This window comes from Mycobacterium sp. NGS17 (assembly GCF_059813205.1).
Genome location: NZ_JCALED010000002.1, coordinates 139,225 through 163,613, shown reverse-complemented (window position 1 = coordinate 163,613; position 24,389 = coordinate 139,225). Strand labels below are relative to the sequence as shown.

The window sequence follows — 24,389 nt, the reverse complement described above, 5'->3', positions numbered from 1 at the left end:
ACCCGACCCAAACAGTGGAGGGCTCCAATCGTGGCGAAGGTGAATATCAAGCCACTCGAGGACAAGATTCTCGTGCAGGCCAACGAGGCCGAGACCACGACCGCGTCTGGTCTGGTCATTCCTGACACCGCCAAGGAGAAGCCGCAGGAAGGCACCGTCGTCGCAGTCGGCCCCGGCCGGTGGGACGACGACGGCGCAAAGCGCATCCCGCTGGACGTCTCGGAAGGCGACACCGTCATCTACAGCAAGTACGGCGGCACCGAGATCAAGTACGGCGGCGAGGAGTACCTGATCCTGTCGGCACGCGACGTGCTGGCTGTCGTCTCCAAGTAAGAACCGTGTTCCGCCCCGGCGATCCCCGCGTCCTGCGCGGGTGATTTCCGGGGCGGCATGCGTTTGGGGCTAGTGGCGATCGCAAGCGCGGCGAAGCCGGGCGAAGCGGGTCGCCACCATTCAAACAAGGAGCCTGATGAGCAAGATCATTGAGTACGACGAGACAGCGCGTCGCGCGATCGAGGCGGGCGTGAACACGCTCGCCGACGCGGTGCGGGTGACCCTCGGACCGCGGGGCCGGCATGTGGTGCTGGCCAAGGCATTCGGCGGTCCGGCCGTCACCAACGACGGTGTGACCGTCGCGCGTGAGATCGATCTGGACGACCCGTTCGAGAACCTGGGCGCCCAGCTGGTGAAGTCGGTGGCCACCAAGACGAACGACGTCGCCGGCGACGGCACCACGACCGCGACCGTGCTGGCCCAGGCGCTGGTCAAGGGCGGCTTGCGGCTGGTTGCGGCCGGCGCCAACCCCATCGAACTGGGCGTGGGAATCAGCAAGGCCGCGGACGCGGTGTCCGAGGCGCTGCTGGCGTCGGCCACCCCGGTCTCCGGCAAGGACGCCATCGCGCAGGTGGCGACCGTGTCGTCGCGCGACCAGCTGCTGGGTGAGCTGGTCGGCGAGGCGATGACCAAGGTCGGCGCGGACGGCGTGGTCAGCGTCGAAGAATCCTCGACGCTGAGCACCGAGCTCGAGTTCACCGAGGGTGTCGGCTTCGACAAGGGCTTCCTGTCGGCGTATTTCGTCACCGATTTCGACGCCCAGCAGGCCGTCCTGGACGACCCGTTGATCCTGTTGCACCAGGACAAGATCAGCTCGCTGCCGGACCTGCTGCCGATGCTGGAGAAGGTCGCGGAATCGGGCAAGCCGCTGCTGATCATCGCCGAGGACATCGAGGGCGAGGCGCTGGCGACGCTGGTCGTCAACTCGATCCGCAAGACTCTCAAGGCCGTCGCGGTCAAAGCGCCGTTCTTCGGCGACCGCCGCAAGGCGTTCCTGGAGGATCTGGCGGTGGTGACCGGCGGCCAGGTGATCAACCCCGACGCGGGCCTGCTGCTGCGCGAGGTCGGCACCGATGTGCTGGGTTCGGCCCGCCGCGTGGTGGTCAGCAAGGACGACACCGTCATCGTCGACGGCGGTGGCCCCAAGGATGCGGTGGCCAACCGCATCAAGCAGCTGCGCGCCGAGATCGAGGCGAGCGACTCCGACTGGGACCGCGAGAAGCTGCAGGAGCGGCTGGCCAAGCTGGCCGGCGGCGTGGCCGTCATCCAGGTGGGGGCCGCGACCGAAACCGCGCTCAAGGAGCGCAAGGAAAGCGTCGAGGATGCCGTCGCGGCCGCGAAAGCGGCTGTCGAGGAAGGCATTGTCGCGGGCGGTGGCTCGGCGCTGCTGCAGACCCGCAAGGCGCTGGAAAAGCTCCGCAAGTCGCTGAGCGGCGATCAGGCGCTGGGCGTCGACGTCTTCACCGAGGCGTTGGCGGCACCCCTGTACTGGATTGCCACCAACGCCGGGCTCGACGGCGCGGTCGCGGTGCACAAGGTGACCGAGCTGCCCAACGGGCACGGGCTGAACGCGGACAAGCTGACCTACGGCGACCTGATCGCCGATGGCGTCATCGACCCGGTGAAGGTCACCCGCTCGGCGGTGCTCAACGCGGCGTCGGTGGCCCGGATGGTCCTCACCACCGAAACGGTGATCGTCGACAAGCCGGCCGAGGAGGCCGACCACGGCCACGGTCACCATCACCACCACTGAGTGAAAAGACAAGCGCTCCCGGCTCAAAAGGCCGGGGGCGCTTGTTTGTTCGCTGACTCCGCCCACGGGCCGCGGTTCAGCGTCTACGGTCGCCGCATGGACCGCATCTGGCAGTGGGCGTGGGATCGTTGCAAGGCGGGATACTCGTGGGCGGTCTACGCCGTCGGGGTCCCTTTGATGCTATGGACCTACCTGTTCTGGCTGTTGTTGATTGTTGCCGTGCAGGGATCCGGTCGGTACGTCGAAGCGGCTGTTCTCGCCCTCATCGCCGCACCCGTGTCGTGGTATGTGGCCGTGCTTCCCGGCGTGGGGAGCGGGCGCCTCGTGGAGCGGTGGGCGACGGGACGCGATGTCGATCGGGCGACCGCATTGGACGCCACCTACGCCTGGGCCCGGGGGACGGTCGTTCGGGCTGTGGCGTTCAACGCTATGTGGACCGGGCTGTTATCCGTCGTTGTCGCCACCATTGCCGGGGCGACGAGGTCGCAAAGCGTCCAATACGGGGTCCTGGGCGCTTTGATGGGGACGGCCGTTGTGATGAGTGGAGTGCACGGCACGGCCGAAGCAGCGGCTCGGCCGGTCAGAATGGCGATCGCCGGTGACACGGCGGTTGGTGACAACCTGCCGCGCTCTCGTCCGACTTTCGCCTTCTGGTCAAGCGTGGCCCTACTGGCGAGTTCGTTCCTGTTCGCCGTCGACGGCACCATGCTGCTGGCTGCATTCGGTTGGGCGCGTGAGCAACCGGTGCTCTTTGCGATCATCGGGTGCGCGTTGGTGATCGGCTTCGGGATGCCGATGACCGTCGGTGCCGCGCTCGCGCCATCGCTGCGGCCGATTCGCGACCTCGCCGAAGGGACGGAACGGGTGGCGGCCGGCGATTACGGTCGGCGTTTGCCGGTGGTACAGGATGACGATTTGGGCGCCCTTGCCGCGTCGTTCAATCGGATGCAGGCGGGTTTGGCTGAGCGGCAACGGCTTCAGAGCGCGTTCGGGACGTATGTCGATCCGGCGTTGGCAGCGCGGCTGCTGCAGCAGGGCGACGACGTGTTCACCGGGGAGCGGCGGGAGGTGACGGTGATGTTCGTCGACATCCGCGACTTCACCCCGTTCGCTGAGGCGAATACCGCCGAGGACACGGTCGCGCGGCTTAATGCGTTGTTCGAGATCGTGGTGCCCGCTGTCGTCGACGCCGGTGGGCACGTGAACAAGTTTCTCGGCGACGGTGCGCTGGCCGTCTTCGGCGCCCCGAACGATCTCGCCGACCATGCCGGAGCGGCGGTGGCCGCCGCAGCGCTGATTCAGCGCCTCGTGGCCGAGCGTTTTGAGGGTGCGCTTCGCATCGGCATCGGCATCAACACCGGCAAGGTGATTGCCGGAACCATCGGCGGCGGAAGCAAGCTGGAGTTCACCTTGATCGGTGACACCGTCAACGTCGCGGCCCGCGTGGAGCAGCTCACCAAGACCACCGGTGACACGATCCTGCTCACGCAGCAGACCGTCGATGCTTTGCTTTCTCGACCGCCCGGGCTCGTTGACAAGGGATTGCATGAACTGAAAGGCAAGTCCGCCGCTGTCCAGATCTTCGGACTCGAGTCGGCGCTCCGTTACCCGGACTGAATTACTTGACCGAGATTCCGCCGTCGACCGGCAGCGTGACTCCGGTGATGTAGCGGCCCGAGCGTCCACAGAGGTAAACCATCGCCTCGCTCACATCCGCGGCTTCGATGAGCTCGACGGGCAACGGCGCCTGCAACGCGGAAGCACCTTCGGGGTGCTCTGCCATCAATTGGGCAAAGGGTTCGTTGACGATCATCGGTGTTGCGACTCCGGTCGGATGTACCGTGTTGACCCGAATGTTCTTCTCCGCCAATGAGGTTGCATAATATCTCATCAGGCCGACCACGCCATGTTTGGCGGCCTGGTAGCCGGCCAAGCCGTGGCTCCGGCCGCTGAACGTCGGGCAAAGGCTGTTCAACCCAGCAGTCGAGCTCGTAATCACAATGGCCCCGCCCTCGCCGTGGTCGAGCATCGCGGGCAGGGCGGCCTCGATCGTGTAGTACACGCCGTTGAGCAACACGTTCACCGAATCGACGTAGGCGGCAATGTCGTAGCGCTGTTCGCCGACCGCCGGGAGGATCCCGGCGTTGGCGAGTATGAAGTCGACTCTGCCCAACTCGGCCACGCCGTTGGCGACAGCGGACCTCAGGCTCCGGAAGTCCCGGACGTCGCCTTGCTCCGCGACGATTCGGCGACCGGTCTTTTCGACCAGGTTGATCGTCTCGTCGAGATCCTCGCGGGTCGTCATCGGGTAGGCGACGCTGTCGATCTGACCGCAGAGGTCGAACGCGATGATGTCCGCGCCCTCCTCTGCGAACCGAATCGCATGCGACCGTCCTTGTCCACGCGCGGCTCCGGTGATGAACGCGACCTTGCCATCGAATTGGTTCGACATGACGATCTTCCTCCGGGTGTGAACTGAGTATCCGCCGGAAGCCTGCTGTTCGGCTGGGTAGTCGACTACTCAACGCGGCCCGGGCGTTGGACTCCACCTATAGGTGGGCTCGTCGCACCATTTCCCGAGCGGTGGTGGGCACTGCTGCCTGGACCGCCATGTTGTAGGTCGTCGTCGGTTCATCGCCGGGGCGACGGATTGGCGTTCACCCTGATCGGTGACACGGTCAACGTCGCCGCCCGCGTCGAGCAGCTCACAAGACCACCGGGGACGCGATCCTGCTCACCCGGCGGTCAGTCGATGCGCTGGCTTGTCGACCGCCCGGACTCGTCGACCGGGGGGGCACATGGACTGAAAGGCAAGTCCGCCGCTGTCACGATCTTCGGACTCGATTCAGCTGTTACTCCGGCCGATGGGGGTGAGTAATCTGCTTTTGTATTCCACACTCCCACGAGGAATTTGAGGACCATGACGCAAGTGATGCAGACCCAGGTGTGCGTTGCCGGCGGCGGTCCCGCCGGCATGGTTCACGCCCTGCTGCTGGCGCGGGCCGGAATCCGGGTCGTCGTTCTGGAGAAGCACAACGATTTCCTGCGCGACTTCCGCGGCGACACCGTGCACCCGACCACCCTGCGAATCATGGACGAGCTGGGCTTCATCGACGAGTTCCTTCGGCTACCACACACCAAGATCGACCGCGTCGCCTTCGACACCGATGGCTCGATTCGCACCTTCGGCAACTTCAAAGTGCTCAAGCGGCTGGGATTCAGGCAGCCCTATATCGCCATGATGCCGCAGTGGGACTTCCTCGACTTCATCGCCGAAAAGGCCGGTGCCTACCCGGAATTCACCTTGGTCCGCAACGCAGAGGTCACCGACCTGGTATTCGACGGCGGCCGGGTGGCCGGGGTGCGCACGCCCGACCTGGAGGTGCGGGCCGAGCTCGTCATCGCCGCGGACGGGCGCAAGTCCGCGGTGCGCGCGGTGGCGGGGTTGCAGACAGCCGCGGCGCACTCCCCGATGGACGTGCTGTGGTTCCGGCTGAAATGGCGCCCCGGCGACCCGGAGGAACTGTTCGCGGTGCTGCGTAAAGGCCTGATGATGGCCATGATCTACCGGGGCGATTACTGGCAGATCGCCTATCTTCTGCCGAAGGGATCGAGCCCGCGCGATGGATCCCTGGAGGAGTTCAAGGAGCGGATCGTCACCGCGCAGCCGCGGCTGCGTGAGCACGTCAACGACCTGAGCTCGTGGGACTACACCAGCGAGCTCGACGTGCGGGTCGACCGGCTCGAGACGTGGTGGCGCACCGGGTTGCTGTGCATCGGCGATGCCGCGCACGCCATGTCGCCGGCCGGCGGCGTCGGCATCAACCTCGCCGTCGCCGATGCGGTCGCCGCGGCCAACATTTTGTGCGCCCCGCTTCGCGGTGGCCGGCTGACCGACAACGATCTCGCCAAGGTACAGCGGCGGCGCGAACTGCCCACCCGTATCGTTCAGGGCTTCCAGGTGCTGATGCAAGACAACGCGATCGCGCCGAATTTGAGCGGTGACCTTTCCCCGATCCGCATACCCAAGATCGTGGGTTTCGGCCCGCTGCAAGCTATTCCGCCGATCTTGGTCGGGCGCGGTTTCCGTCCCGAGCATGTCCGCACCCCGGACGTGCACGCGCGGTAACGCGTCGCGCCCCTTGGATTCCGGTGAAGCGCCGCCTGCGCCGCCGCCCGCGACGAAGATGGGCCACATGGATAGGCCGATATTCTCTGTCACTGCTGGCTATGGCGATCATCAGCTGCGGAACTTCCACTATTCACAGGCCGTTCGATACGGCGACCGGATAGAGACCGCCGGTCAAGGAGGTTGGGACGAGGGCTGGCACTACCCCGAGTCAGTTCGCGAGGAAGTCATTGCGGCCTTCGACAATGTCGAACGGACTTTGGCGACGGCCGGAGCCTCCTGGCGCGACGTGGTGCACGTGCACTCGTATCACGTGCCGGACGCAGACGGCCAGATTGGGCGCGAGCACTTGGATACCATGGTCGAACAGTTCCGTCGACGCATGGGCGACCGTGCGCCCCTGTGGACATGCATCGGTGTCGCCGCTTTGGCGGGTCCGCAGATGCGCGTCGAGATTCAAGTCACCGCCGTCGAGGCATCGCCCAAGTGACCGCGGCCGTCGAGACCGACGCCGACTAGGCGGTTGCGAAACACCCCCGTTCCCTTGCGGATCGGGGGTGCCTCTTTCATGGTGGCTTGAGCGTCAACGCCCGGGCGGATAGTACTGCGGAGTCGTCACCGTCGTCGTCGGCGTGGGCGTCGTGGTCGGGGTGCTCGTGACCGTGACGGTGCTGGTGCTGGTGCTCGTCGACGCCGGTGGCACGACGGTGGTGGTCGTGCTCGTCGTGACGCTCGTGGTCGACGACGACGTCGTTGTCGACGCGGACGGCGCCGCAATCACACCGCAGGCCAGGCGCTTGCCCGATTCACCCGTGGGGGCGGTAGTGCCCAGATTGTCCGCGGTCTGGTGGATGATCAGCGCGGTGCCCGAGCCGTTCCTCAGGTCGGCGGAGGTGAACGCGTTACTGGTGGTCACCAGCTTCGCCGAGCCGTCGGATCGCACCTGCAACGCGGTCAGGTCGCCGCTGGCGGGATAACCCGTGTGATCGGCCGCCTGGTACACGCTTCCGGCGGAGTCGAAGTCGCCCGTCGAGCTCCCGTTGGGCGCAGCCGAATTGGCCTCGCACTTGCCCACCGCGTGGATTTGCAGGCCGTGGAAGCCGGGGCTGAGCACATGGTTGGGGCCGGCTTCCACGGTCACCGTCGCGTAGCCGTTGGCAAATTCGAAGGTGGCGTTGGCGACCGGACTGCCGTCGGCGGTCTTCAGTTGGGTGGTCAGCCTCTCCGCGCCGGAAGTCGGACTGGTCAGCGGTGAGGTGTTGGGCTGACTGCCTTGCTGATTCGCGCATGCGGCTAACGGTGCGACGGTCGCGGTGAGCGCCGCGACCGCAAAACATGCGGCCTTGTTCATTTGCGGTGCCTACCCGCATTGGCCTGCCCCGAAACGGCGCAACCGGCTGGCGATGCCCTGCGGGATGCGAGCGTCCTCAGGCGCTGCGGGGGATGGCGCGCCCGCGCCCGATGTCGCCCTTCAGCAACATGTCGCGTTCGGACTCCGACAGGCCACCCCAAACCCCGTAGGGCTCACCGACTTCGAGGGCGTGCGAGCGGCACGCCTGGATCACCGGGCACTGCCGACACATTTCCTTGGCGCGCTGCTCGCGTTGCATGCGGGCCCGGCCACGCTCTCCGTCGGGGTGGAAGAACATCGATGAGTCAACGCCGCGGCACACGCCCTGCAGTTGCCAATTCCAGATGTCGGCGTTGGGTCCAGGTAGCTGTTCCGGCTGTGGCATTGGTTCGTTCCCTCTCTGCACCGTCCGCTCGAGGTCAGGCTCGTGAAAGCGATTGATGCAACTTAAATTAAGTGGAGTGGGGTCACCGATGACTTCCCGTCATCCGTAGACGTTAGGGGCCGCGGTGAATTTCCGTCAATAGCCAGTTAGCCGGACAAAGTATGTGCCCGTTGGAGCAGAATTTACTTTGCGTTCATCTCCATTGAAAATGCGAAACGGGGGCCGTGCTACCAGGCAGTTGGCGGAAACGCGATTTCCCAGCTCAGCCCGCGGACGAGGGATAAGACAAATTTATCCATGGGCTATAGTGATTAACGGATCGGTAACATGAAGACCACAAACTGTTTACTACATCATTGTGATTGAAACTCGTCACACTTCCTTGATTGGGCGGCAGTTGGCCGACGCCGCCTTCGGCGACCGGCCCGATAGCTGGCCGCTGCCCTCGGCGACGACCCCGGCTCAGCTGTGGCTGCGCGCCGTCGCGGCCGGGGGGCAGGGACGGTACGGCGCTGCATTCCGCGACCTCGCGGCGCTGCGGCGCAGCGGACCGGCCGGGCGGCTGGCGTCGTTGGGCATGAGCACGCAGGGGTCGTTTTTGCGCCAACTCGGTTGGCACGCCCTGGCCCGCGGCTGGGACGGCCGCGCCCTCGCGCTGGCCGCCGGAGATCCCGAGGCGTGCGCCGACGCCCTCATCGGGCTGGCCGCAGACGCATTGGGCGTCGGGCGCTTCGCGGCCGCCGAGACGCTGCTGGCGCGCGCCGAGCCGCTGCTGGCATCGACCGACTCTGCGGTGCCCGACCGGCTGCCGGTGCGTCGACGATGGGTGGCCGCCGAGCTCGCGATGGCACGCGGCGACGGCGACGCCGCCGTCCGCCTTGCCGGCGAGGGGGTGAAGCTCGCGGCGGGCATGGCCGTCGCGTCGCCGCGGCACCGGGTGAAAAGCGATGTGGTGCTCGCCGCCGCGCTGTGCTGCGCGGGCGATCTCGAGCGCGCCCGCACGGTCGCCGACGCCGCGCTGCAGACCACCGAGCGGTTGGGGCTGCTGCCGCTTCGTTGGGCGCTGGCTTGCTTGCTGATCGATATCGAAAGTGTCACGTTTTCAACACATCAGCTGCACGAAATCCGCGATGTCTGCGCAGGCCAGGTGCGGCGCGCCGGAGGGACGTGGCGTTCCGCTTGAAACGGCTCCCCGCCCGTTATCGTCATTTCGTAAGTTAGCCCGGTTGGGCCGCGATGTGTCCGCTTCGTAACGTTGGAGAGATCACCGTCGATGACAATTCCAGCAGGGGAACGTCTCGACGCCGTGGTCGCCCAGGCCGTCACCGGAGACCACAACGCATTGAGGGAGGTGCTGGAGACCATCCGTCCGATCGTCGTCCGATATTGCCGAGCGCGTGTCGGCACGGTCGATCGGGGTGGGCTGTCAGCGGATGACGTGGCACAGGAGGTGTGCTTGGCGACTATCACGGCACTGCCGCGTTATCGCGATCGCGGACGCCCCTTCCTGGCCTTCCTCTATGGCATCGCGGCCCATAAGGTCGCCGATGCGCACCGGGCCGCCGGACGCGATCTGGCCTATCCCACCGACACGATTCCCGAGCGGTGGTCGAACGACGCGGGACCCGAACAGCTTGCGATCGAAGCCGATTCGGCGAGCCGGATGAGCGAAATGCTCGAGATCCTGCCCGCCAAGCAGCGCGAGATCCTGATCCTGCGTGTCGTCGTCGGGTTGTCCGCAGAGGAGACCGCCGCCGCGGTCGGCAGTACCACCGGGGCGGTCCGAGTTGCCCAGCACCGCGCTCTGTCGCGGTTGAAGTCCGAGATGATCGCGGCAGGTGACTGTGCCTGAATCCCTGGATGAATTCGCCCGCACCGACCTGCTGCTCGATGCGCTCGCGCAGCGCCGGCCGGTGGATGTCGAGGACCCCGACGTCGAGGTGCTGACCTCCTTGCTGGAGGACTGGCGCGACAACCTGAGGTGGCCGCCGGCCAGCGCGCTGGTGACGCCCGAAGAGGCGGTGAACGCGTTGCGGACCGGACTGGCCGAGCGCCCGCGGGGCCATCGTGGCCTGGCCGTCATCGGGTCGATCGCCGCAGCGCTGATAGTGCTCAGTGGGTTCGGCGCCATGGTGGTCGAGGCCCGCCCCGGCGGCACCCTGTACGGGTTGCACGCGATGTTCTTCGACGAACCCCAGGTGCACGGAAGTCAAGAGATGCTCGCCGCCAAGGCCGACCTGGCGAAGGTCCAGGAATCGATCGACCGGGGGCAGTGGGAGCAGGCCAAGAATCAGCTGACCGAGGTGAGCAGCCTGGTGCAGTCGATCGACGACCCGGCCAGCAGACAAGACCTGACGAACCAGCTGAAGCTGTTGAACGCCAAGGTCGATGCGCGCGACCCGAACGCCACGCTGCCGGTCGCCTCGCCTCCCGCGGCGCCACCCGGGCCGGCCACCGCGATTCCGGCGGCGCCGCCCGCCGCCTCGGTCGCACCGACGAAGGTGGCTACGCCCGCGCCGCTCAGCCCGCCGAGCGTGCCGCCGAGTCCAAGCAAGCATCACCATCACGGGCAGACGCCACCCCCGGTGGCGCCGCTAAGCCCGAATCAGTGAGTGATCAGTGCCGGCGGTGGAAACCGTCGGCGTCGGACGTGGCCTCGTTGAGCGACGCGTCCGCGTAGCCCCGGCAGTAATCCCACGTGACGTAGGCATCCGGCTCGGGATCGTAGGCGGGCTCGTGCGGACGCACGGTCCCGTCGATCAGCAGCTGCAGCAGGTTCGCGCGCAGCATGTCCCAGTCGTGGTAGTGATCTTGCTGACATTCGTCGCAGCAGACCACGAGTCCGCGAATGCCCTTGTGCGCCAGCAGTGCCTCGTACACGGCCAGATCGGCGAGGTCGGCCTCGACGGCCATCCGCTCCTGTTGATCCAGGGGCTGGCCCGGCTCGACGGCTTCCAGCGCAGCCGACGGATCACAAGGGTCGTCGGCGAAGGGGTCGGGCGGCAAACCCGGTGGGAGGTGGTCGCGCACGCCCCTAGCCTACGCAGCCCGCCGGGGATAACGCCAGCAGGGAGCCCACGCGCCATTCTCCTCGTTTGGTGCGGGCGGCGCGCCCGAGCAAGCCGACTACCGCGGGAGGCGAGCCGATAGGATGGGCCTCTCACTCCGCATCGTTTGGAGGGCGCAGGAGATGACCCGTGGCACGTCCCACCTGGAAGACAGTTCCGACCTCGTCGGCAGTGCTTATGTGCGGGTAGGTGGCCTGGTCGATGACCCGGTGCCCACCGGAGGCGACAACCCGCACAAGATCGCCATGCTCGGGCTGACGTTCGACGACGTGCTCTTGCTGCCCGCGGCCTCCGACGTGGTCCCCGCGACCGCGGACACTTCCAGCCAGCTCACCAAGAAGATCAGGCTCAAGGTGCCGCTGGTGAGTTCGGCGATGGACACCGTCACCGAGTCGCGGATGGCGATCGCGATGGCCCGGGCCGGCGGCATGGGTGTTCTGCACCGCAACCTGCCGGTCGCCGAACAGGCCGGCCAGGTCGAGATGGTCAAACGGTCGGAGGCCGGCATGGTCACCGATCCCGTCACCTGCCGCCCCGACAACACCCTGGCCCAGGTCGACGCGATGTGCGCGCGGTTCCGGATCTCCGGGTTGCCGGTGGTCGACGAGTCTGGAGCGCTCGTCGGCATCATCACCAACCGCGACATGCGGTTCGAGGTCGACCAGACCAAGAAGGTCGCCGAGGTGATGACGAAGGCCCCGCTGATCACCGCGCAGGAGGGCGTGTCCGCCGACGCGGCCCTGGGCCTGTTGCGGCGCCATAAGATCGAGAAGCTGCCGATCGTCGACGGCCACGGCCGGCTGACCGGTCTGATCACCGTCAAGGATTTCGTCAAGACCGAGCAACACCCGCTGGCCACCAAGGACAGTGACGGCAGGCTGCTGGTCGGCGCCGCCGTCGGCGTCGGCGGCGACGCCTGGGTGCGCGCGATGATGCTGGTCGACGCGGGTGTCGACGTACTGATCGTGGACACCGCGCACGCGCACAACCGGCTGGTGCTCGACATGGTCGGCAAGCTCAAGGCCGAGGTGGGCGAGAAGGTCGAGGTGATCGGCGGCAACGTCGCGACCCGCTCGGCGGCCGCGGCCCTGGTCGCCGCCGGGGCCGACGCGGTGAAGGTGGGCGTCGGACCGGGCTCGATCTGCACCACCCGGGTGGTGGCCGGCGTCGGCGCACCACAAATCACGGCGATTCTGGAGGCGGTCGCGGCCTGCGGCCCGGCGGGCGTGCCGGTGATCGCCGACGGCGGCCTGCAGTACTCGGGCGACATCGCCAAGGCACTGGCCGCCGGCGCGTCGACGGCCATGCTTGGCTCGCTGTTGGCGGGCACCGCCGAGGCCCCCGGCGAGCTGATCTTCGTCAACGGCAAGCAGTTCAAGAGCTATCGGGGGATGGGGTCGCTGGGCGCCATGGCCGGCCGCGGCTCGGGCACCGGAAAGTCGTACTCCAAGGACCGCTACTTCGCCGACGATGCGCTCTCCGAAGACAAGCTGGTGCCGGAGGGAATCGAGGGCCGGGTGCCCTTCCGCGGCCCGCTGTCCTCGGTGATCCACCAGCTGACCGGCGGGCTGCGCGCGGCGATGGGCTACACCGGCTCGGCGAGCATCGAGGCGCTGCAACAGGCGCAGTTCGTCCGGATCACGGCGGCGGGCTTGCGGGAAAGCCACCCGCACGACGTCGCCATGACCGTCGAAGCCCCCAACTACTACGCACGCTGAGGCCCACATGGTCGAGATCGGGATGGGCCGCGCCGCCCGTCGCAGTTATGAACTGAGCGAAATCAGCATCGTGGCGTCCCGGCGCACCCGCTCGTCGCAGGACGTGTCGACGGCCTGGCAGCTGGACGCCTACCGGTTCGAGATCCCGGTGTTGGCCCATCCGACCGACGCGCTGGTGTCGCCGGAGTTCGCGATCGAGCTCGGCAAACTCGGCGGCCTGGGCGTGCTCAACGGCGAGGGACTGATCGGACGGCACGCCGACGTCGAGGCCAAGATCGCGCAGCTGGTCGAGGCCGCCAGCAAGGAGCCCGAACCCTCGGCGGCGATCCGGCTGCTGCAGGAATTCCACTCCGCGCCAATCAACCCGGACCTGCTGGGCGCCGCGGTCGCCCGGATCAGGGAGGCGGGGGTCACCACCGCGGTGCGTGTCAGCCCGCAGAATGCGCAGGCACTCACGCCGGTGCTGGTGCAGGCCGGCATCGACCTGCTGGTCATCCAGGGCACCATCGTCTCGGCCGAGAGGGTGGCCAGCGACGGCGAACCGCTGAACCTCAAGACCTTCATCTCCGAGCTCGACGTCCCGGTGGTCGCCGGCGGGGTGCAAGACCACCGCACCGCGCTGCACCTGATGCGCACCGGCGCCGCGGGCGTCATCGTCGGCTACGGCGCCACCAGGGGAGTGACCAGCAGCGACGAGGTGCTGGGCATCAGCGTGCCGATGGCCACCGCGATCGCCGACGCCGCCGCCGCGCGGCGCGAGTACCTCGACGAGACCGGCGGCCGCTACGTGCACGTGCTGGCCGACGGCGACATCCACACCTCGGGCGAGCTGGCGAAGGCGATCGCCTGCGGGGCCGACGCGGTGGTGCTCGGCACGCCACTCGCCGAGTCGGCCGAGGCGCTGGGCGAGGGGTGGTTCTGGCCGGCCGCCGCGGCGCACCCGTCGCTGCCGCGCGGGGCGCTGCTGCAGATCGCGGTCGGCGAGCGCCCGTCGCTGCGGCAGGTGCTCAACGGCCCCTCCGACGACCCGTTCGGCAGCCTCAACCTGGTCGGTGGGCTGCGCCGGTCGATGGCCAAGGCCGGCTATTGCGACCTCAAGGAGTTCCAGAAGGTTGGCCTGACCGTCGGTAGCTGACTGCGGGCGCTGGCTTGTTACCCGCGGGTAAGGCCATACTGGTGCGATGAAGCCGGATTACGACGTATTGATCATCGGTTCGGGTTTCGGGGGCAGCGTCAGCGCATTGCGGCTGACGGAGAAGGGCTACCGCGTTGGCGTACTCGAGGCCGGCCGCCGATTCGAGGACAAGGACTTCGCCGAGACGTCCTGGGATCTGCGCAAGTTCTTGTGGGCCCCGAAGCTGGGGTGCTACGGAATTCAGCGCATCCATCCGCTGAAGAACGTGTTGATCCTGGCCGGGGCCGGGGTAGGTGGCGGCTCGCTGAACTACGCCAACACCCTGTATGTGCCGCCGGAACCGTTCTTCAACGACCCGCAGTGGAAGCACATCACCGACTGGCGCGACGAGCTGATGCCGCACTACGAGCAGGCCAAGCGGATGCTCGGCGTGGTGGAGAACCCGACCTTCACCGACGCCGACCGGATCGTCAAACAGGTCGCGGACGAGATGGGCTGTGGCGACACGTTCGTGCCGACGCCGGTCGGCGTGTTCTTCGGCCCCGACGGCACCAAGGCCCCGGGCAAGACGGTGCCGGACCCGTATTTCGGTGGCGCGGGGCCGGAGCGCACCGGGTGCCTGGAATGTGGTTGCTGCATGACCGGCTGCCGCTACGGCGCCAAGAACACCCTGCTGAAGAACTACCTCGCTCTCGCGGAATCGGCTGGGGCGCAGGTGATTCCGATGACAACAGTGAAGCGCTTCCAGCAGCGTCCCGACGGGCTGTGGGAGGTCCGCACCGTCCGCACCGGAAGTTGGCTGCGCCGCGACCGGCGCACCTACACGGCCAAGCATGTGGTCCTGGCCGCCGGAACCTGGGGCACCCAGCATCTGCTGTTCAACATGCGCGATCAGGGTCTGCTGCCCCGGCTCTCGAATCGGCTGGGCATGCTCACCCGCACCAATTCCGAATCCATCGTCGGCGCCGGGAAGCTCGAGGTCGACCCGGACCTCGACCTGACGCACGGGGTGGCGATCACGTCGTCGATCCACCCGACGTCGGACACCCACATCGAACCGGTCCGCTACGGCAAGGGCTCCAACGCGATGGGGCTGCTGCAGACGCTGATGACCGACGGGACCGGCCCCGAGGGTAGCGACGTGCCGCGCTGGAAGCAGCTGTGGGATCAGGCCCGCGACGATCCGCGCCGCATGATGCGGTTGCTCAACGTCAGTCAATGGAGCGAGCGCACGCTGATCGCCCTGGTCATGCAGCACCTGGACAACTCGATCACCACCTACACCAAGCGCGGGAAGCTGGGCATCCGCTGGTACACCAGCAAGCAGGGACACGGCGAGCCGAACCCGACCTGGATTCCGGTCGGCAACCAGGTCACCCGCCGCATCGCCGACAAAATCGACGCCGTGGCCGGCGGCACCTGGGGAGAGCTGTTCAACATCCCGCTGACCGCGCATTTCCTGGGCGGCGCCGTGATCGGCGACAACGCCGAGCACGGGGTCATCGACCCGTATCACCGGGTTTACGGCTACCCGACGCTGTTCGTGGTGGACGGCGCGGCGATCTCGGCGAACCTGGGCGTCAACCCCTCGTTGTCAATTACCGCCCAGGCCGAGCGGGCCGCGTCGTTGTGGCCGAACGTCGGCGAGAACGACGAGCGCCCCGCGCAGGGCGAGCCGTATCGACGGCTGGAGCCCATCCCGCCCCAGGCGCCCGTCGTCCCTGCCGAGGCGCCCGGCGCGCTGCGCTGGTTGCCGAGCAATCACATAAGCTCCACCGCCGACGCCAGTTAGCTTCGTGATGATCGCGAGCGCGGCGCAGCCGGGCGCTGCGGGTCGTCACCATCAGCTTGCGAGCACGTCCAGCGGGGCGCCGCTGACAACCCGGCTGCGCTCACCGCGCACGTTGACCGGAACGTCGCCCATCAGGGTGACGCGGTGCATCAGCCGGGGCTGGTCGTCGTAGTCGTCGATGGCACGGTGCTGGGTCGCGCGGTTGTCCCACATGGCGACGTCGCCGTGCGCCCAGTTCCAGCGAATCGTGTTCTCCGGCAAGGTGATCCGTCGCTGCAGCAGTTCCAGCAGGACACTGGATTCGTGACTGTCCAGGCCGACGAAGCCGCGCACGAAATCACCGGCCAGCAGGGTGCGTTCACCGGTCTCCGGATGCACCCGCACCACGGGATGCTCGGTGCGAAAGTCCGGCTTTTCGAACGCCTGCCGAAGCGCCCGCTGTGCGTCGCTCATCGACACGGCCGCTTCCGCGGTCACGTAGTCGTAGCGGTTGGTGTGCAGCGCCCACAGATTTTCCGCCAGAGTTTTCAGCGGCTCGGGCAGGTGCTGATAAGCCGCCGCGGTCGACGCCCACAGCGTCGCACCGCCATAGCTCGGCAGCTTGACCGCGCGCAGGATCGACGCCGCGGGATAGTTGGCGGCGAACGTCACGTCGGTGTGCCAGCGGTTCGCCTTGCCGTACTCGGAGTCGATCGGGGTGATCACCGGGACGTCCCGGGCGGCCAGGGCGCCGGCGGCCGGGTGGCCCACGGGCGTGCCCAGCAACTCGGCGAACGCGAGCTGCCGGGAGTCGTCGAGGTGGTGCTGGTGACGGAAGAAGATCACCTTGTGGGCCAACAGCGCCCGGCGGATCTCCTCGACCACTTCCTGGTCGAGATCGCCGCCCAGGCGAACCCCGTCCACCCGGGCGCCGATGCGGCTGCCCAGCTTGGTGACGGTTAACTGACCTGTCATTTTCGTCATCCTTGAAATCAAAAGGGGTGTAGTCAGCTGACTACATTTGGTAGTGTAGTCAGATGACTACAACTTCCGCAACGGGTCGCGGAAAAGCGCCCACCGGGCGCGCGGAAGTTGCCGCGGCGATCCTGGAGGCCGCCACCGATCTGTTCGCCGAGCGCGGTCCGGCCGCGACGTCCATCCGCGACATCGCCGCGCGATCCAACGTCAACCACGGATTGGTGTTTCGGCATTTCGGCACCAAGGAGCGACTGGTCGGTGCCGTGCTCGATCATCTGGGCGCCAACCTGAGCACCCTGCTGGAAACCGATGCGCCCGCGGGCGTGCTGGAGAGTTCCCTGGACCGGCAGATGCGGGTGATGGCCCGCACCGTCCTGGACGGCTATCCGGCGGGCCAGCTACAGAAACGCTTTCCCAACATCGCGACGCTGCTCGACGGAGTGCGGCCGCAGTACGATGACGAGGTCACGGCCCGGCTCGCGGTCGCCAATGCCCTTGCGCTGCAATTCGGTTGGCGGTTGTTCGCCCCAATCCTGCGCTCGGCCACCGGGATCGAAGACCTGACGGATGCCGAACTACGCCACGCGGTCGGCGCCGAGGTGCAACGGATTCTCGAGCCCGCCGACCCTCAGTGACGCCGCGAAAGCGCCCGCCGGTGCATGGGCTCGCGGCCGGGCGGCTGTTGGGGCGCCGGCAGCAGTGGCTTGCGGGGGCAGATCTCGACTGTCGTCGCGGATTCGGTGCTCAGCTCGAGCTCTTCGCCGGCGTGCCGGATGGTCAGCTCGCCGCCGGGGCCGTCGCGCAGCGTGTAGGTGACGTCGTCGTGGTTGACGTCGACGGTGACCCGGAAGTCGTGCCACCGCAGCCGGAACCGTAGCCGCGAAATGCCGTCGGGCAGTTGGGGATCCAGCGACAGGATGCCCTCGTCGTCGCGCAGGCCGCCGAAGCCGGCCACCAGCGCCGTCCAGGCACCGGCCAGCGAGGCCATGTGCAGGCCGTCGCGGGTGTTGTGGTGCAGGTCCCGCAGGTCGATCAGCGCGGCCTCGTACGCGTAGTCGTGCGCGAGGTCCAAATGCCCGACCTCGGCACACATCACCGCCTGGGTGCACGCCGACAGCGACGAGTCACGCACCATGCGCGGCTCGTAATAGTCGACGTTGCGGGCCTTCTGCTCGGGGGTGAAGGCGTGGCTCTGCCAATGCATCGCCAGCACCAGGTCGGCTTGCTTGATCACCTGCGCGGGATACAGCCGCACGTATGCCTCGTGCAAGAGCAGCGGGTAGGTGGTGTTGCGTTCGAAGTCCCATTCGGCGAAGGTGGTGAAGCCCTCGCATTGCTGATGAACGCCCAGCCCGGAGTCGTAGGGAATGTTGGCGGCCTCGGCGGCATCGCGCCAGGACGCCGTCTCCTCGGTGGTGACTCCCAACGCCTTGGCCACATCGGGGTGGCGGTTGCAGGCCTCGGCGGCGACGCGCAGATTGTGCGCGGCCATCAGGTTGGTGAAGGCGTTGTCACGCACGACCGCCGTGTACTCGTCGGGGCCCGTGACACCGTCGAGGTGCCAGACGCCGTGCCGGTCGTGGTGGCCGAGGGTCATCCAGAGCCGGGCGGTCTCGACCAGCACCTGCAGGCCGCACTCGGCCTCCAGATCGTGGTCCCCGGTGACGACGCGGTAGCGCTCGAAGGCCATGGCGATGTCGGCATTGATATGCCAGGCCGCCGTGCCGGCCGGCCAGTAGGCCGAGCACTCCTGCCCGCGGATGGTCCGCCACGGGAAGGCGGCGCCCTCCAGCCCCAGCTCGGCTGCCCGCTCCTGGGCCAAGTCCAGGGTGGAGGCGCGCCAGCGCAGCGCATCGGCCACCGTGTGCGGCGCGGTGTAGGTGAGCACCGGCAGCACATAACCCTCGGTGTCCCAGAAGGCGTGGCCGTCATAACCGGTTCCGGTGAGCCCCTTGGCGGCGATCGCGCGCCGTTCGGCCCGGGCGCTGGCCTGCAGCAGGTGGAACAAGCCGAATCGCACGGCCTGCTGGGATTCGGAGTCGCCCTCGACCTCGACGTCGGCGCAATCCCAGAAATCGTCGAGATACTTGCGTTGCGCGTCCAGCAGCCCCTGCCAGCCGGTATAACGACCGCTGTGCAGCGCGGCGGCGACCTGGTCACGCAGTGCCGGACGCGAACGCATGCTCGACCAGCCGTACGCGATGTATTTGACGATGCGTAGCTTCTGTCCCTCGCGCAGACCACAGATGACGGTGGTTCGCGCCAGGTCGGCGCGCGCGTCGGTGCCGACCTCGACGCGGCCTTCGACGTCGACCTCGTGATCCATGCCGGCGGCCATCATCAGCGCGCTGGCGCGCGTGCGGTGCATGAGAACCGCTCCGGTGTCGGTGTTTTCGTGGGCGACCTCTTCGAGGGGGTTCTCCAGGATGGCGGAAACCCGGGGGTCACCGGATGTCTGCGGCTGGTCCTCGTTGGTGACCAGCTCGGATTGCACCGTCACCCGCACGAACTGGTCGACCGCCTCCACGCAGTACTCGATGGCGGCGAGGCCCCGCTGGGCCAGGGACACCAGCCGGGTCGATACCACCTTGACCTCTTTGCCCGCGGGTGAGCGCCAGTGCGCCGTGCGGGTCAGCGTTCCGGCACGCAGGTCCAGATCCCGCTCGTGGGACAGCAGTTCGCCGTAGCGGACGTCGAACGGCTCGTCCTCGACCAGCAGCCGAATGATCTTGCCGTTGGTGACGTCGACAAGCGTCTGCCCGGCTTCGGGGTAGCCGTATCCGGCCTCGGCGTAGGGCAGCGGCCGGATCTCGTAGAACGAGTTCAGGTAGGTGCCCGGCAGGCCGTACGGCTCACCCTCGTCGAGGTTGCCGCGCAGCCCGATGTGCCCGTTGGACAGGGTGAACAGGGATTCGGAATTCGCCAGCAGGTTGAGGTCGAGCTGGGTTTCGCGGACATGCCATGGGTCAACGGGAAACGATTCGTCGGTGATCATGATTGCAGCAACTCGGCGAGGTCGGTGACCACCACGTCGGCGCCGTTGCGGCGTAAGTCCTCGGCCTGGCCCACCCGGTCGACACCTACCACGAACCCGAAGTTACCGGCCCGGCCGGCTTCCACCCCCGACAAGGCATCCTCGAACACCGCCGCGGCGCCGGCGGGGACGTCAAGCAGCTGCGCCCCCCGCAGGTAGGAGTCGGGGGCCGGCTTGCCGGCGATGTGTTCGTCGCGCAGGGTGACGCCGTCCACCCGCTGCTGCACGAACCGGTCCAGGCCGGTGATCTCGAGGACGTCGCGGGTGTTGGCGCTCGACGACACCACGGCGATCCCCAGCCCGGCGGCCGACACCGCCTCGAGGTAGCGGCGGGACCCGTCGAACACCTTGACGCCGTCCTCCTTCAGCACCTTCTGGAACATGTCGTTCTTGCGGTTGCCCAGGCCATAAATGGTCTCGGCGTCGTCGGGATCGTCGGGGCTGCCGTCGGGCAGGTGGATGTCGCGGCTTTCCAGGAATGAGCGGACGCCGTCCTCGCGCTTCTTGCCGTCGACGTATTCGCGGTAGTCGGCGGCCTCGTCGAAGGGAACGAACTCGTCGCCGGTGCGCTCGGCCCGGTCGGACAGGTAGGCGTCGAACATGGCCTTCCAGGCCTTGGTGTGCACACTGGCCGTGTCGGTGAGCACGCCGTCGAGGTCGAACAGGCAGGCACGCACCTTCTCCGGCAGACCCAGCGCTGAACTCACCGGCGGTCCTCGCTTCCTGGTCTTGGTGACTGGTTTAACCGATACCCACTTCACCATGCCCGCTATGCGTGTCGCCAGATCTAGGTTCCGATTGCCGTGGCGACGCCCTGGATCGCGCGAAGCCTCCCGTCGGCCAGCGCCGCGGTGAGGTTACGGGCTTTGCGATCGAAGTCGGTGACGAACGCGTGCAGGCCCAGTGGTTGGGGAGGCTGAGCCAGCAACGCCTGCATGAGCGAGCTCGCGGTGGCGGTGAGGTCGTTCCAGTGCTCGACCGCGAATCCGGCCGAGGTGATCACGGTGCGCAGCTCGTCGGGGGTGACGAGGTGGCTGTTGGCGGTAGCGTCGGCCCAGGGTAGCGGGAAGTCGAGCGCGCGGCGATCGCCAATCGTCAAATCCCACAGGGCAAGCCGGCCTCCGGGCGCGAGCACCCGGCGGGCCTCGCTGTACAGGAGCGCCTTATCGGCCACGTTCATCTGAACGTGCTGGCTGACGACGACGTCGAAGGAGCCGTCGGGAAACGGCAATGCGGTGACGTCGCCCTGCGCAACGGTGATCGAATCATCCAGCCCGACAAGTCGATTCAGCCAGCGGTGGGTCTCGCAATATTCGGCGGTGAGATCCACCGCGGTGACAGCGCAGCCGAAGCTGCCGACGAGGTAGCGCGCGGTGCCGCCGATCCCGCTGCCCGCGTCGAGAACCCGGTTCGGCGCAGCGATTCCCGACACCTCCACCAACTGGGCGGTGGCGAAGCGGCCCATCGTGTGAAAGTCCTCCAGCGGCGCCAGGTCCGCGGGCGTGAGACGATCGAGATCCTTGCCGGCGTCGATCAGAGCCCGCTCGATGCTGCGCCGCGAAAGTCCGTTCGAGTACTGGTTTTCGATGATGCCCGTCATTTCGGCACCTGCGCCCATGCGGTGATCATCGGGGCCATCGTGATCAGGGCGTCGGCCTCAAGCGCCAGCTGACGGAATTGCTCGACGAAAGTGTCGATGTCGGTATCGACGGAGAAACCGCGCTGCTCGGCGACGGGGGACACCAGGCGCCAGACTTCGGCGGCGTACGCCAACACATCGGTGTCGGCGGCCGTGCCGGTCGGCGCGCCCTGGATGAGGTGCGGGGCGCCCAGGCCCGCGTCGGCGAAGACGCGGTGCAGTGTGGTACCGAACGCGGCGCTGAGCCCCATGGCCTCGAAGGCGCGAACGATCGCCGCCACGACCTGCCCGAACAGCGGGATGTCCGGGGTGGTGTGCGTGGCCGTGATGTCGTTCTCCGAGAACGCGACGATCCCACCGGGGCGCACGAAGGAACTGAGACGCCGCAGCGTCGCGGCCGGGTCGGGCAGATGCATCAAGATCAACCGGCCGATCACCGCGTCCACCGGTTCGTCCACCGATACCTCGTCGACCGCGTCCAGGATGAAGTGCACTGTGGGCAACGACTTTTCGTCTGCACGGGCGCGGGCGAGCTCGACCATCGCCGGCGCGGCGTCCACGCCAAGAACGGTCCCCGTCGGACCGACCAGCCGCGCGGCGACAAACGACACGTCGCCAGGCCCGGACCCGATATCGAGCACCCGCATGCCCGGCCGCAGCCCGGCGAGGCGCAGCGCATGCTCCGTGTAATGGTCGTACAGCCGTCCTTGCAGGAGGAGCCGCTGCACCTCCGCGTCGGCGTGGCCCAAGACGTAGGTGCTGCCTTGTGGTGCGGTGCTCATCGCGTTCCCGTCCTTTCCTGTTGACGCGCCGGTTCCCTGGCCGGGAGAAGCCAGCCGACGACGATTGCCGCGCCAAGCGCGATGCCCGCGCACACCAGCGAGCTCACCCGCATCCCGTCCAGAAACGCGCGATCGACGGCGACGCGCACCTGGGCGGCCTGCTGCGCGGGCAGGCGCTGAATCACCATGTGCGCCAGAGCCATCGAGTGGCGCATAGCATCGGCGGGCAATCCCGTCAGCGCGGATGCGCCGAGGTGTCCCGCGTACACCGATGCGAAGATGCTGCCGGCGACGGCGACGCCGAGGGTGCCGCCCAGTTCGCGTGTCGTGTCGTTGACTGCCGAACCCACGCCGGCCTTGTCCACCGGCAGCGATCCCATGATGGCCTCTGTGGCCGGCGAGAAGGTCAGGCCGAGGCCGCCACCGAGTAGCAACATCTGTGTGGCGATCTGGATGTACGGTGTGGCGGCGTCTGCGGTCGACGCCCAGGCCAGGCCGGCGGCGAACACGGCGAGACCGGCGGCGACGACGGCGGTGGTGCCGGCGAGTTCGACCAGCCGGGGCCCCAGGATGCTGGCCAGCGCGATCGAGGCGGCGACTGGAAGCAGGCGCACGCCGGCCTGAAACGCGGTGTAGTCCTTGATGAATTGGAAGTACTGCGTGATGACGAAGATGAAGCCGAACAGAGTGAGAAATCCGGCGGTCACCGCCAGGCTGCCGCCGGAGAACCTGCGGTTGAAGAACACCGAGACGTCGAGCATCGGATGGGTGCTGCGCCGTTCCCAGCGCGCGAACGCCGCGAGAAGTGTTGCTGCGAGGGCGAATCCGGCACCGGTGCGCCCGTCGGTCCATCCCCAGGTGGGTGCCTCGATGACCGTGTAGACCAGCGTCGTGACTCCGGTCGCGGACAGGATGAGGCCGGGGACGTCGACACGGGGCGCCGCGGGGTCGCGCGAGGTGGGAACGAACAGCCTGGCGCCGATGATGGCCAGAGCCGCGATCGGGATGTTCACCATGAATATCGAGCCCCACCAGAAGTGTTCGAGCAGCCATCCGCCGCTGATCGGCCCGACGGCGACTCCGACGCCGACCATGGCCGCCCACACGCCGATCGCCTTGGCGCGTGGTATCGGATCGGTGAAGATGTTGGTGATCAGGCCCAGCGTGGTCGGGAAGATCACCGCTGCGCCCACGCCCATGGCCGCGCGCGCAGCGATCAACGCGTCCGCCGAATTCATTTGTGCGGCAACCGCAGAAGTGGCAGCGAACAGTGCGAGCCCGGCGTTCAGCCAGCCTCGCCTGCCGTAGCGGTCGGACAGGCTGCCCACTGAGAGCAGCAGCCCGGACATCACCAGGGTGTACGCGTCGACGATCCATTGCAGTTGCGCGGTGTCGGCGCCGAGTTCACGCGACAACGTGGGCAGTGCGACGTTGACGATGGTGGCGTCGACGCTGATGACGAAGACGCCGAGGCAGATGACGGCGAGCGCGGCAATGGGGTGCTCGCGAAACGTGGGGTCGGAACGCATGGACAAGACAGTAAATCCGATAGACAAATAAATCAAGTGATAAGTTGAAAAAGTTGTCTGATGTTGGTTAGGATTGGGAAGTGCGAGCGCGCAAGTACAACCAGAACTGCCCAATCGCTCTCGGGCTTGACATCCTCGGGGAGCGGTGGACCCTGCTGATCTTGCGTGAGCTGGTCGGCGGACCGCGCCGCTATGGTGACCTGCGCGCGGCGCTGCCCGGTATCGCGACCAACCTGCTCGCCGACCGGCTCAAAGAGCTACAAGACGCCGGCCTGGTGGACCGGACCGAATTGCCGGCGCCGATCGGGCGCACGGTGTACAAGCTCAGCGACCTGGGCTGGCAGAAGGTGCTACCCGTCTTGCGCAGCATCGCCTGGTTGGGCCTGGACCGGCTGGATCCGGTCGAGGACGGCCCGGTCTCACCGCTCAACGGCTTCCTTGCCGGAATACTGCTGCCGTTCGAGCCGGCCGGCGCCCCCGGCTTGGATGTCACCTGCCGCATCGAGATCGACGGTCGGCGTTTCGATTTCGCGGTGGTGCAAGGCCACCTTGCCGCCCCGCATGGCGAACCCGCCGTGACGATCACGGCCAGCGCGGCCGACCTCGTGGCCGCCCGTCTGGGGTCCGGCGAGGTCAAACGCATGGCGGCGTTGCGACGCATCAACTTCGACGGCGACCCGACAGCCGTCGACGCGGTGCGTACCGCCTTTGCGCTGTAACCCTGCGGGGGCGGGCGGCCACGAGGCTCTGTGCCGCATTCCCAGCCGGCCTGGATGAGTCACGG

Annotated in this window: 23 protein-coding genes and 1 pseudogene; 14 read left to right on the top strand and 10 right to left on the bottom strand. The window is 67.4% G+C overall.

Annotation, left to right across the window (positions count from 1 at the left end; all coding sequences use genetic code 11):
• Window positions 1-30: 30 nt before the first annotated feature.
• From groES to AC5Y7E_RS04830, 3 genes are all read left to right on the top strand, one after another.
• Window positions 31-333, top strand: a complete 303-nt coding sequence (groES, locus tag AC5Y7E_RS04840) for a co-chaperone GroES (RefSeq protein ID WP_067129444.1) — start codon at window positions 31-33, stop codon at window positions 331-333.
• 136 nt (window positions 334-469) lie between these two features.
• Entirely contained in the window at window positions 470-2,086 is a 1,617-nt protein-coding gene (groL, locus tag AC5Y7E_RS04835; protein WP_499947737.1) for a chaperonin GroEL, read from the top strand.
• 96 nt (window positions 2,087-2,182) lie between these two features.
• A complete protein-coding gene (locus AC5Y7E_RS04830; protein WP_499947735.1) occupies window positions 2,183-3,703 on the top strand; it encodes an adenylate/guanylate cyclase domain-containing protein in 1,521 nt (506 codons plus the stop codon).
• A gap of 1 nt (window position 3,704) precedes the next feature.
• Here AC5Y7E_RS04830 and AC5Y7E_RS04825 read toward each other — a convergent pair whose 3' ends face one another.
• Window positions 3,705-4,538, bottom strand: a complete 834-nt coding sequence (locus AC5Y7E_RS04825) for a mycofactocin-coupled SDR family oxidoreductase (protein ID WP_499947733.1) — start codon at window positions 4,536-4,538, stop codon at window positions 3,705-3,707.
• A gap of 189 nt (window positions 4,539-4,727) precedes the next feature.
• Here AC5Y7E_RS04825 and AC5Y7E_RS04820 point away from each other — a divergent pair.
• The 3 genes and pseudogenes from AC5Y7E_RS04820 to AC5Y7E_RS04810 all read left to right on the top strand — a co-directional run.
• A pseudogene (locus tag AC5Y7E_RS04820) lies at window positions 4,728-4,964 on the top strand (nucleotidyl cyclase domain-containing protein); the annotation flags it as partial.
• Window positions 4,965-5,006: 42 nt separating this feature from the next.
• A complete protein-coding gene (locus tag AC5Y7E_RS04815) occupies window positions 5,007-6,215 on the top strand; it encodes an FAD-dependent oxidoreductase (RefSeq protein WP_499947731.1) in 1,209 nt (402 codons plus the stop codon).
• Window positions 6,216-6,282: 67 nt separating this feature from the next.
• A complete protein-coding gene (locus AC5Y7E_RS04810) occupies window positions 6,283-6,705 on the top strand; it encodes a Rid family hydrolase (RefSeq protein WP_499947729.1) in 423 nt (140 codons plus the stop codon).
• Between the two features lie 93 nt (window positions 6,706-6,798).
• Here the strand turns inward: AC5Y7E_RS04810 and AC5Y7E_RS04805 are convergent, their stop codons facing one another.
• Both AC5Y7E_RS04805 and AC5Y7E_RS04800 read right to left on the bottom strand, forming a co-directional pair.
• A complete protein-coding gene (locus tag AC5Y7E_RS04805) occupies window positions 6,799-7,566 on the bottom strand; it encodes a superoxide dismutase family protein (protein ID WP_499947727.1) in 768 nt (255 codons plus the stop codon).
• Between the two features lie 76 nt (window positions 7,567-7,642).
• Window positions 7,643-7,951, bottom strand: a complete 309-nt coding sequence (locus tag AC5Y7E_RS04800; protein WP_499947725.1) for a WhiB family transcriptional regulator — start codon at window positions 7,949-7,951, stop codon at window positions 7,643-7,645.
• A gap of 358 nt (window positions 7,952-8,309) precedes the next feature.
• Between AC5Y7E_RS04800 and AC5Y7E_RS04795 the strand changes: the two genes are divergently transcribed.
• The 3 genes from AC5Y7E_RS04795 (at window position 8,310) to AC5Y7E_RS04785 (ending at window position 10,563) form a co-directional block, all read left to right on the top strand.
• Window positions 8,310-9,134: a hypothetical protein gene (locus AC5Y7E_RS04795; RefSeq protein WP_499947724.1), complete on the top strand. Its 825-nt coding sequence runs from the start codon at window positions 8,310-8,312 to the stop codon at window positions 9,132-9,134.
• 90 nt (window positions 9,135-9,224) lie between these two features.
• Window positions 9,225-9,803 carry a sigma-70 family RNA polymerase sigma factor gene (locus tag AC5Y7E_RS04790; RefSeq protein ID WP_067353183.1) on the top strand — a complete coding sequence of 193 codons (579 nt, stop codon included), beginning with the start codon at window positions 9,225-9,227 and terminating at the stop codon, window positions 9,801-9,803.
• Window positions 9,790-10,563, top strand: coding sequence for an anti-sigma-D factor RsdA (locus AC5Y7E_RS04785; RefSeq protein WP_499947722.1), 774 nt, complete (start codon window positions 9,790-9,792; stop codon window positions 10,561-10,563). Before AC5Y7E_RS04790 ends, AC5Y7E_RS04785 begins: the two co-directional genes overlap by 14 nt.
• A 4-nt stretch (window positions 10,564-10,567) precedes the next feature.
• Here AC5Y7E_RS04785 and AC5Y7E_RS04780 read toward each other — a convergent pair whose 3' ends face one another.
• Complete coding sequence (locus AC5Y7E_RS04780) at window positions 10,568-10,981, bottom strand: DUF5319 domain-containing protein (protein WP_007773416.1); 414 nt, start codon at window positions 10,979-10,981, stop codon at window positions 10,568-10,570.
• Between the two features lie 160 nt (window positions 10,982-11,141).
• On the opposite strand from AC5Y7E_RS04780, the gene guaB reads away from it, so the two are divergent.
• The 3 genes from guaB to AC5Y7E_RS04765 are packed head-to-tail and all read left to right on the top strand — an operon-like array spanning window position 11,142 to window position 15,664.
• Window positions 11,142-12,737: an IMP dehydrogenase gene (guaB, locus tag AC5Y7E_RS04775; protein WP_499920568.1), complete on the top strand. Its 1,596-nt coding sequence runs from the start codon at window positions 11,142-11,144 to the stop codon at window positions 12,735-12,737.
• A gap of 7 nt (window positions 12,738-12,744) precedes the next feature.
• Window positions 12,745-13,872: a GuaB3 family IMP dehydrogenase-related protein gene (locus tag AC5Y7E_RS04770; protein ID WP_499947720.1), complete on the top strand. Its 1,128-nt coding sequence runs from the start codon at window positions 12,745-12,747 to the stop codon at window positions 13,870-13,872.
• Window positions 13,873-13,918: 46 nt separating this feature from the next.
• On the top strand, window positions 13,919-15,664 hold the full coding sequence (locus tag AC5Y7E_RS04765; protein ID WP_499947718.1) for a GMC family oxidoreductase N-terminal domain-containing protein: 1,746 nt from the start codon (window positions 13,919-13,921) through the stop codon (window positions 15,662-15,664).
• Between the two features lie 51 nt (window positions 15,665-15,715).
• Here the strand turns inward: AC5Y7E_RS04765 and AC5Y7E_RS04760 are convergent, their stop codons facing one another.
• Window positions 15,716-16,618 (bottom strand): TauD/TfdA dioxygenase family protein, encoded by a 903-nt coding sequence (locus AC5Y7E_RS04760; protein ID WP_499947716.1) that lies wholly within the window; start codon window positions 16,616-16,618, stop codon window positions 15,716-15,718.
• Window positions 16,619-16,680: 62 nt separating this feature from the next.
• Here AC5Y7E_RS04760 and AC5Y7E_RS04755 point away from each other — a divergent pair, with 62 nt between their 5' ends.
• Entirely contained in the window at window positions 16,681-17,256 is a 576-nt protein-coding gene (locus AC5Y7E_RS04755; RefSeq protein WP_499947715.1) for a TetR/AcrR family transcriptional regulator, read from the top strand.
• On the opposite strand, the gene AC5Y7E_RS04750 is transcribed toward AC5Y7E_RS04755, so the two are convergent.
• Genes AC5Y7E_RS04750 through AC5Y7E_RS04730 form a run of 5 tightly spaced genes read right to left on the bottom strand, consistent with a single transcriptional unit; the run spans window position 17,250 to window position 23,605 of the window.
• Window positions 17,250-19,616: a glycoside hydrolase family 65 protein gene (locus AC5Y7E_RS04750; protein ID WP_499947714.1), complete on the bottom strand. Its 2,367-nt coding sequence runs from the start codon at window positions 19,614-19,616 to the stop codon at window positions 17,250-17,252. The genes AC5Y7E_RS04755 and AC5Y7E_RS04750 overlap by 7 nt on opposite strands.
• On the bottom strand, window positions 19,613-20,419 hold the full coding sequence (locus AC5Y7E_RS04745) for a beta-phosphoglucomutase family hydrolase (RefSeq protein ID WP_499947712.1): 807 nt from the start codon (window positions 20,417-20,419) through the stop codon (window positions 19,613-19,615). The genes AC5Y7E_RS04750 and AC5Y7E_RS04745 overlap by 4 nt, the downstream gene beginning before the upstream one ends.
• A 23-nt stretch (window positions 20,420-20,442) precedes the next feature.
• The gene (locus AC5Y7E_RS04740) at window positions 20,443-21,255 is read right to left on the bottom strand and encodes a class I SAM-dependent methyltransferase (protein ID WP_499947711.1); all 813 of its coding nucleotides are present in this window, start codon (window positions 21,253-21,255) and stop codon (window positions 20,443-20,445) included.
• Window positions 21,252-22,076: a methyltransferase domain-containing protein gene (locus tag AC5Y7E_RS04735; RefSeq protein WP_499947709.1), complete on the bottom strand. Its 825-nt coding sequence runs from the start codon at window positions 22,074-22,076 to the stop codon at window positions 21,252-21,254. Before AC5Y7E_RS04735 ends, AC5Y7E_RS04740 begins: the two co-directional genes overlap by 4 nt.
• Window positions 22,073-23,605 carry an MFS transporter gene (locus AC5Y7E_RS04730; protein WP_499947707.1) on the bottom strand — a complete coding sequence of 511 codons (1,533 nt, stop codon included), beginning with the start codon at window positions 23,603-23,605 and terminating at the stop codon, window positions 22,073-22,075. Before AC5Y7E_RS04730 ends, AC5Y7E_RS04735 begins: the two co-directional genes overlap by 4 nt.
• An 80-nt stretch (window positions 23,606-23,685) precedes the next feature.
• On the opposite strand from AC5Y7E_RS04730, the gene AC5Y7E_RS04725 reads away from it, so the two are divergent.
• Complete coding sequence (locus AC5Y7E_RS04725; protein ID WP_499947705.1) at window positions 23,686-24,324, top strand: winged helix-turn-helix transcriptional regulator; 639 nt, start codon at window positions 23,686-23,688, stop codon at window positions 24,322-24,324.
• The last annotated feature ends 65 nt before the right edge of the window (window positions 24,325-24,389 follow it).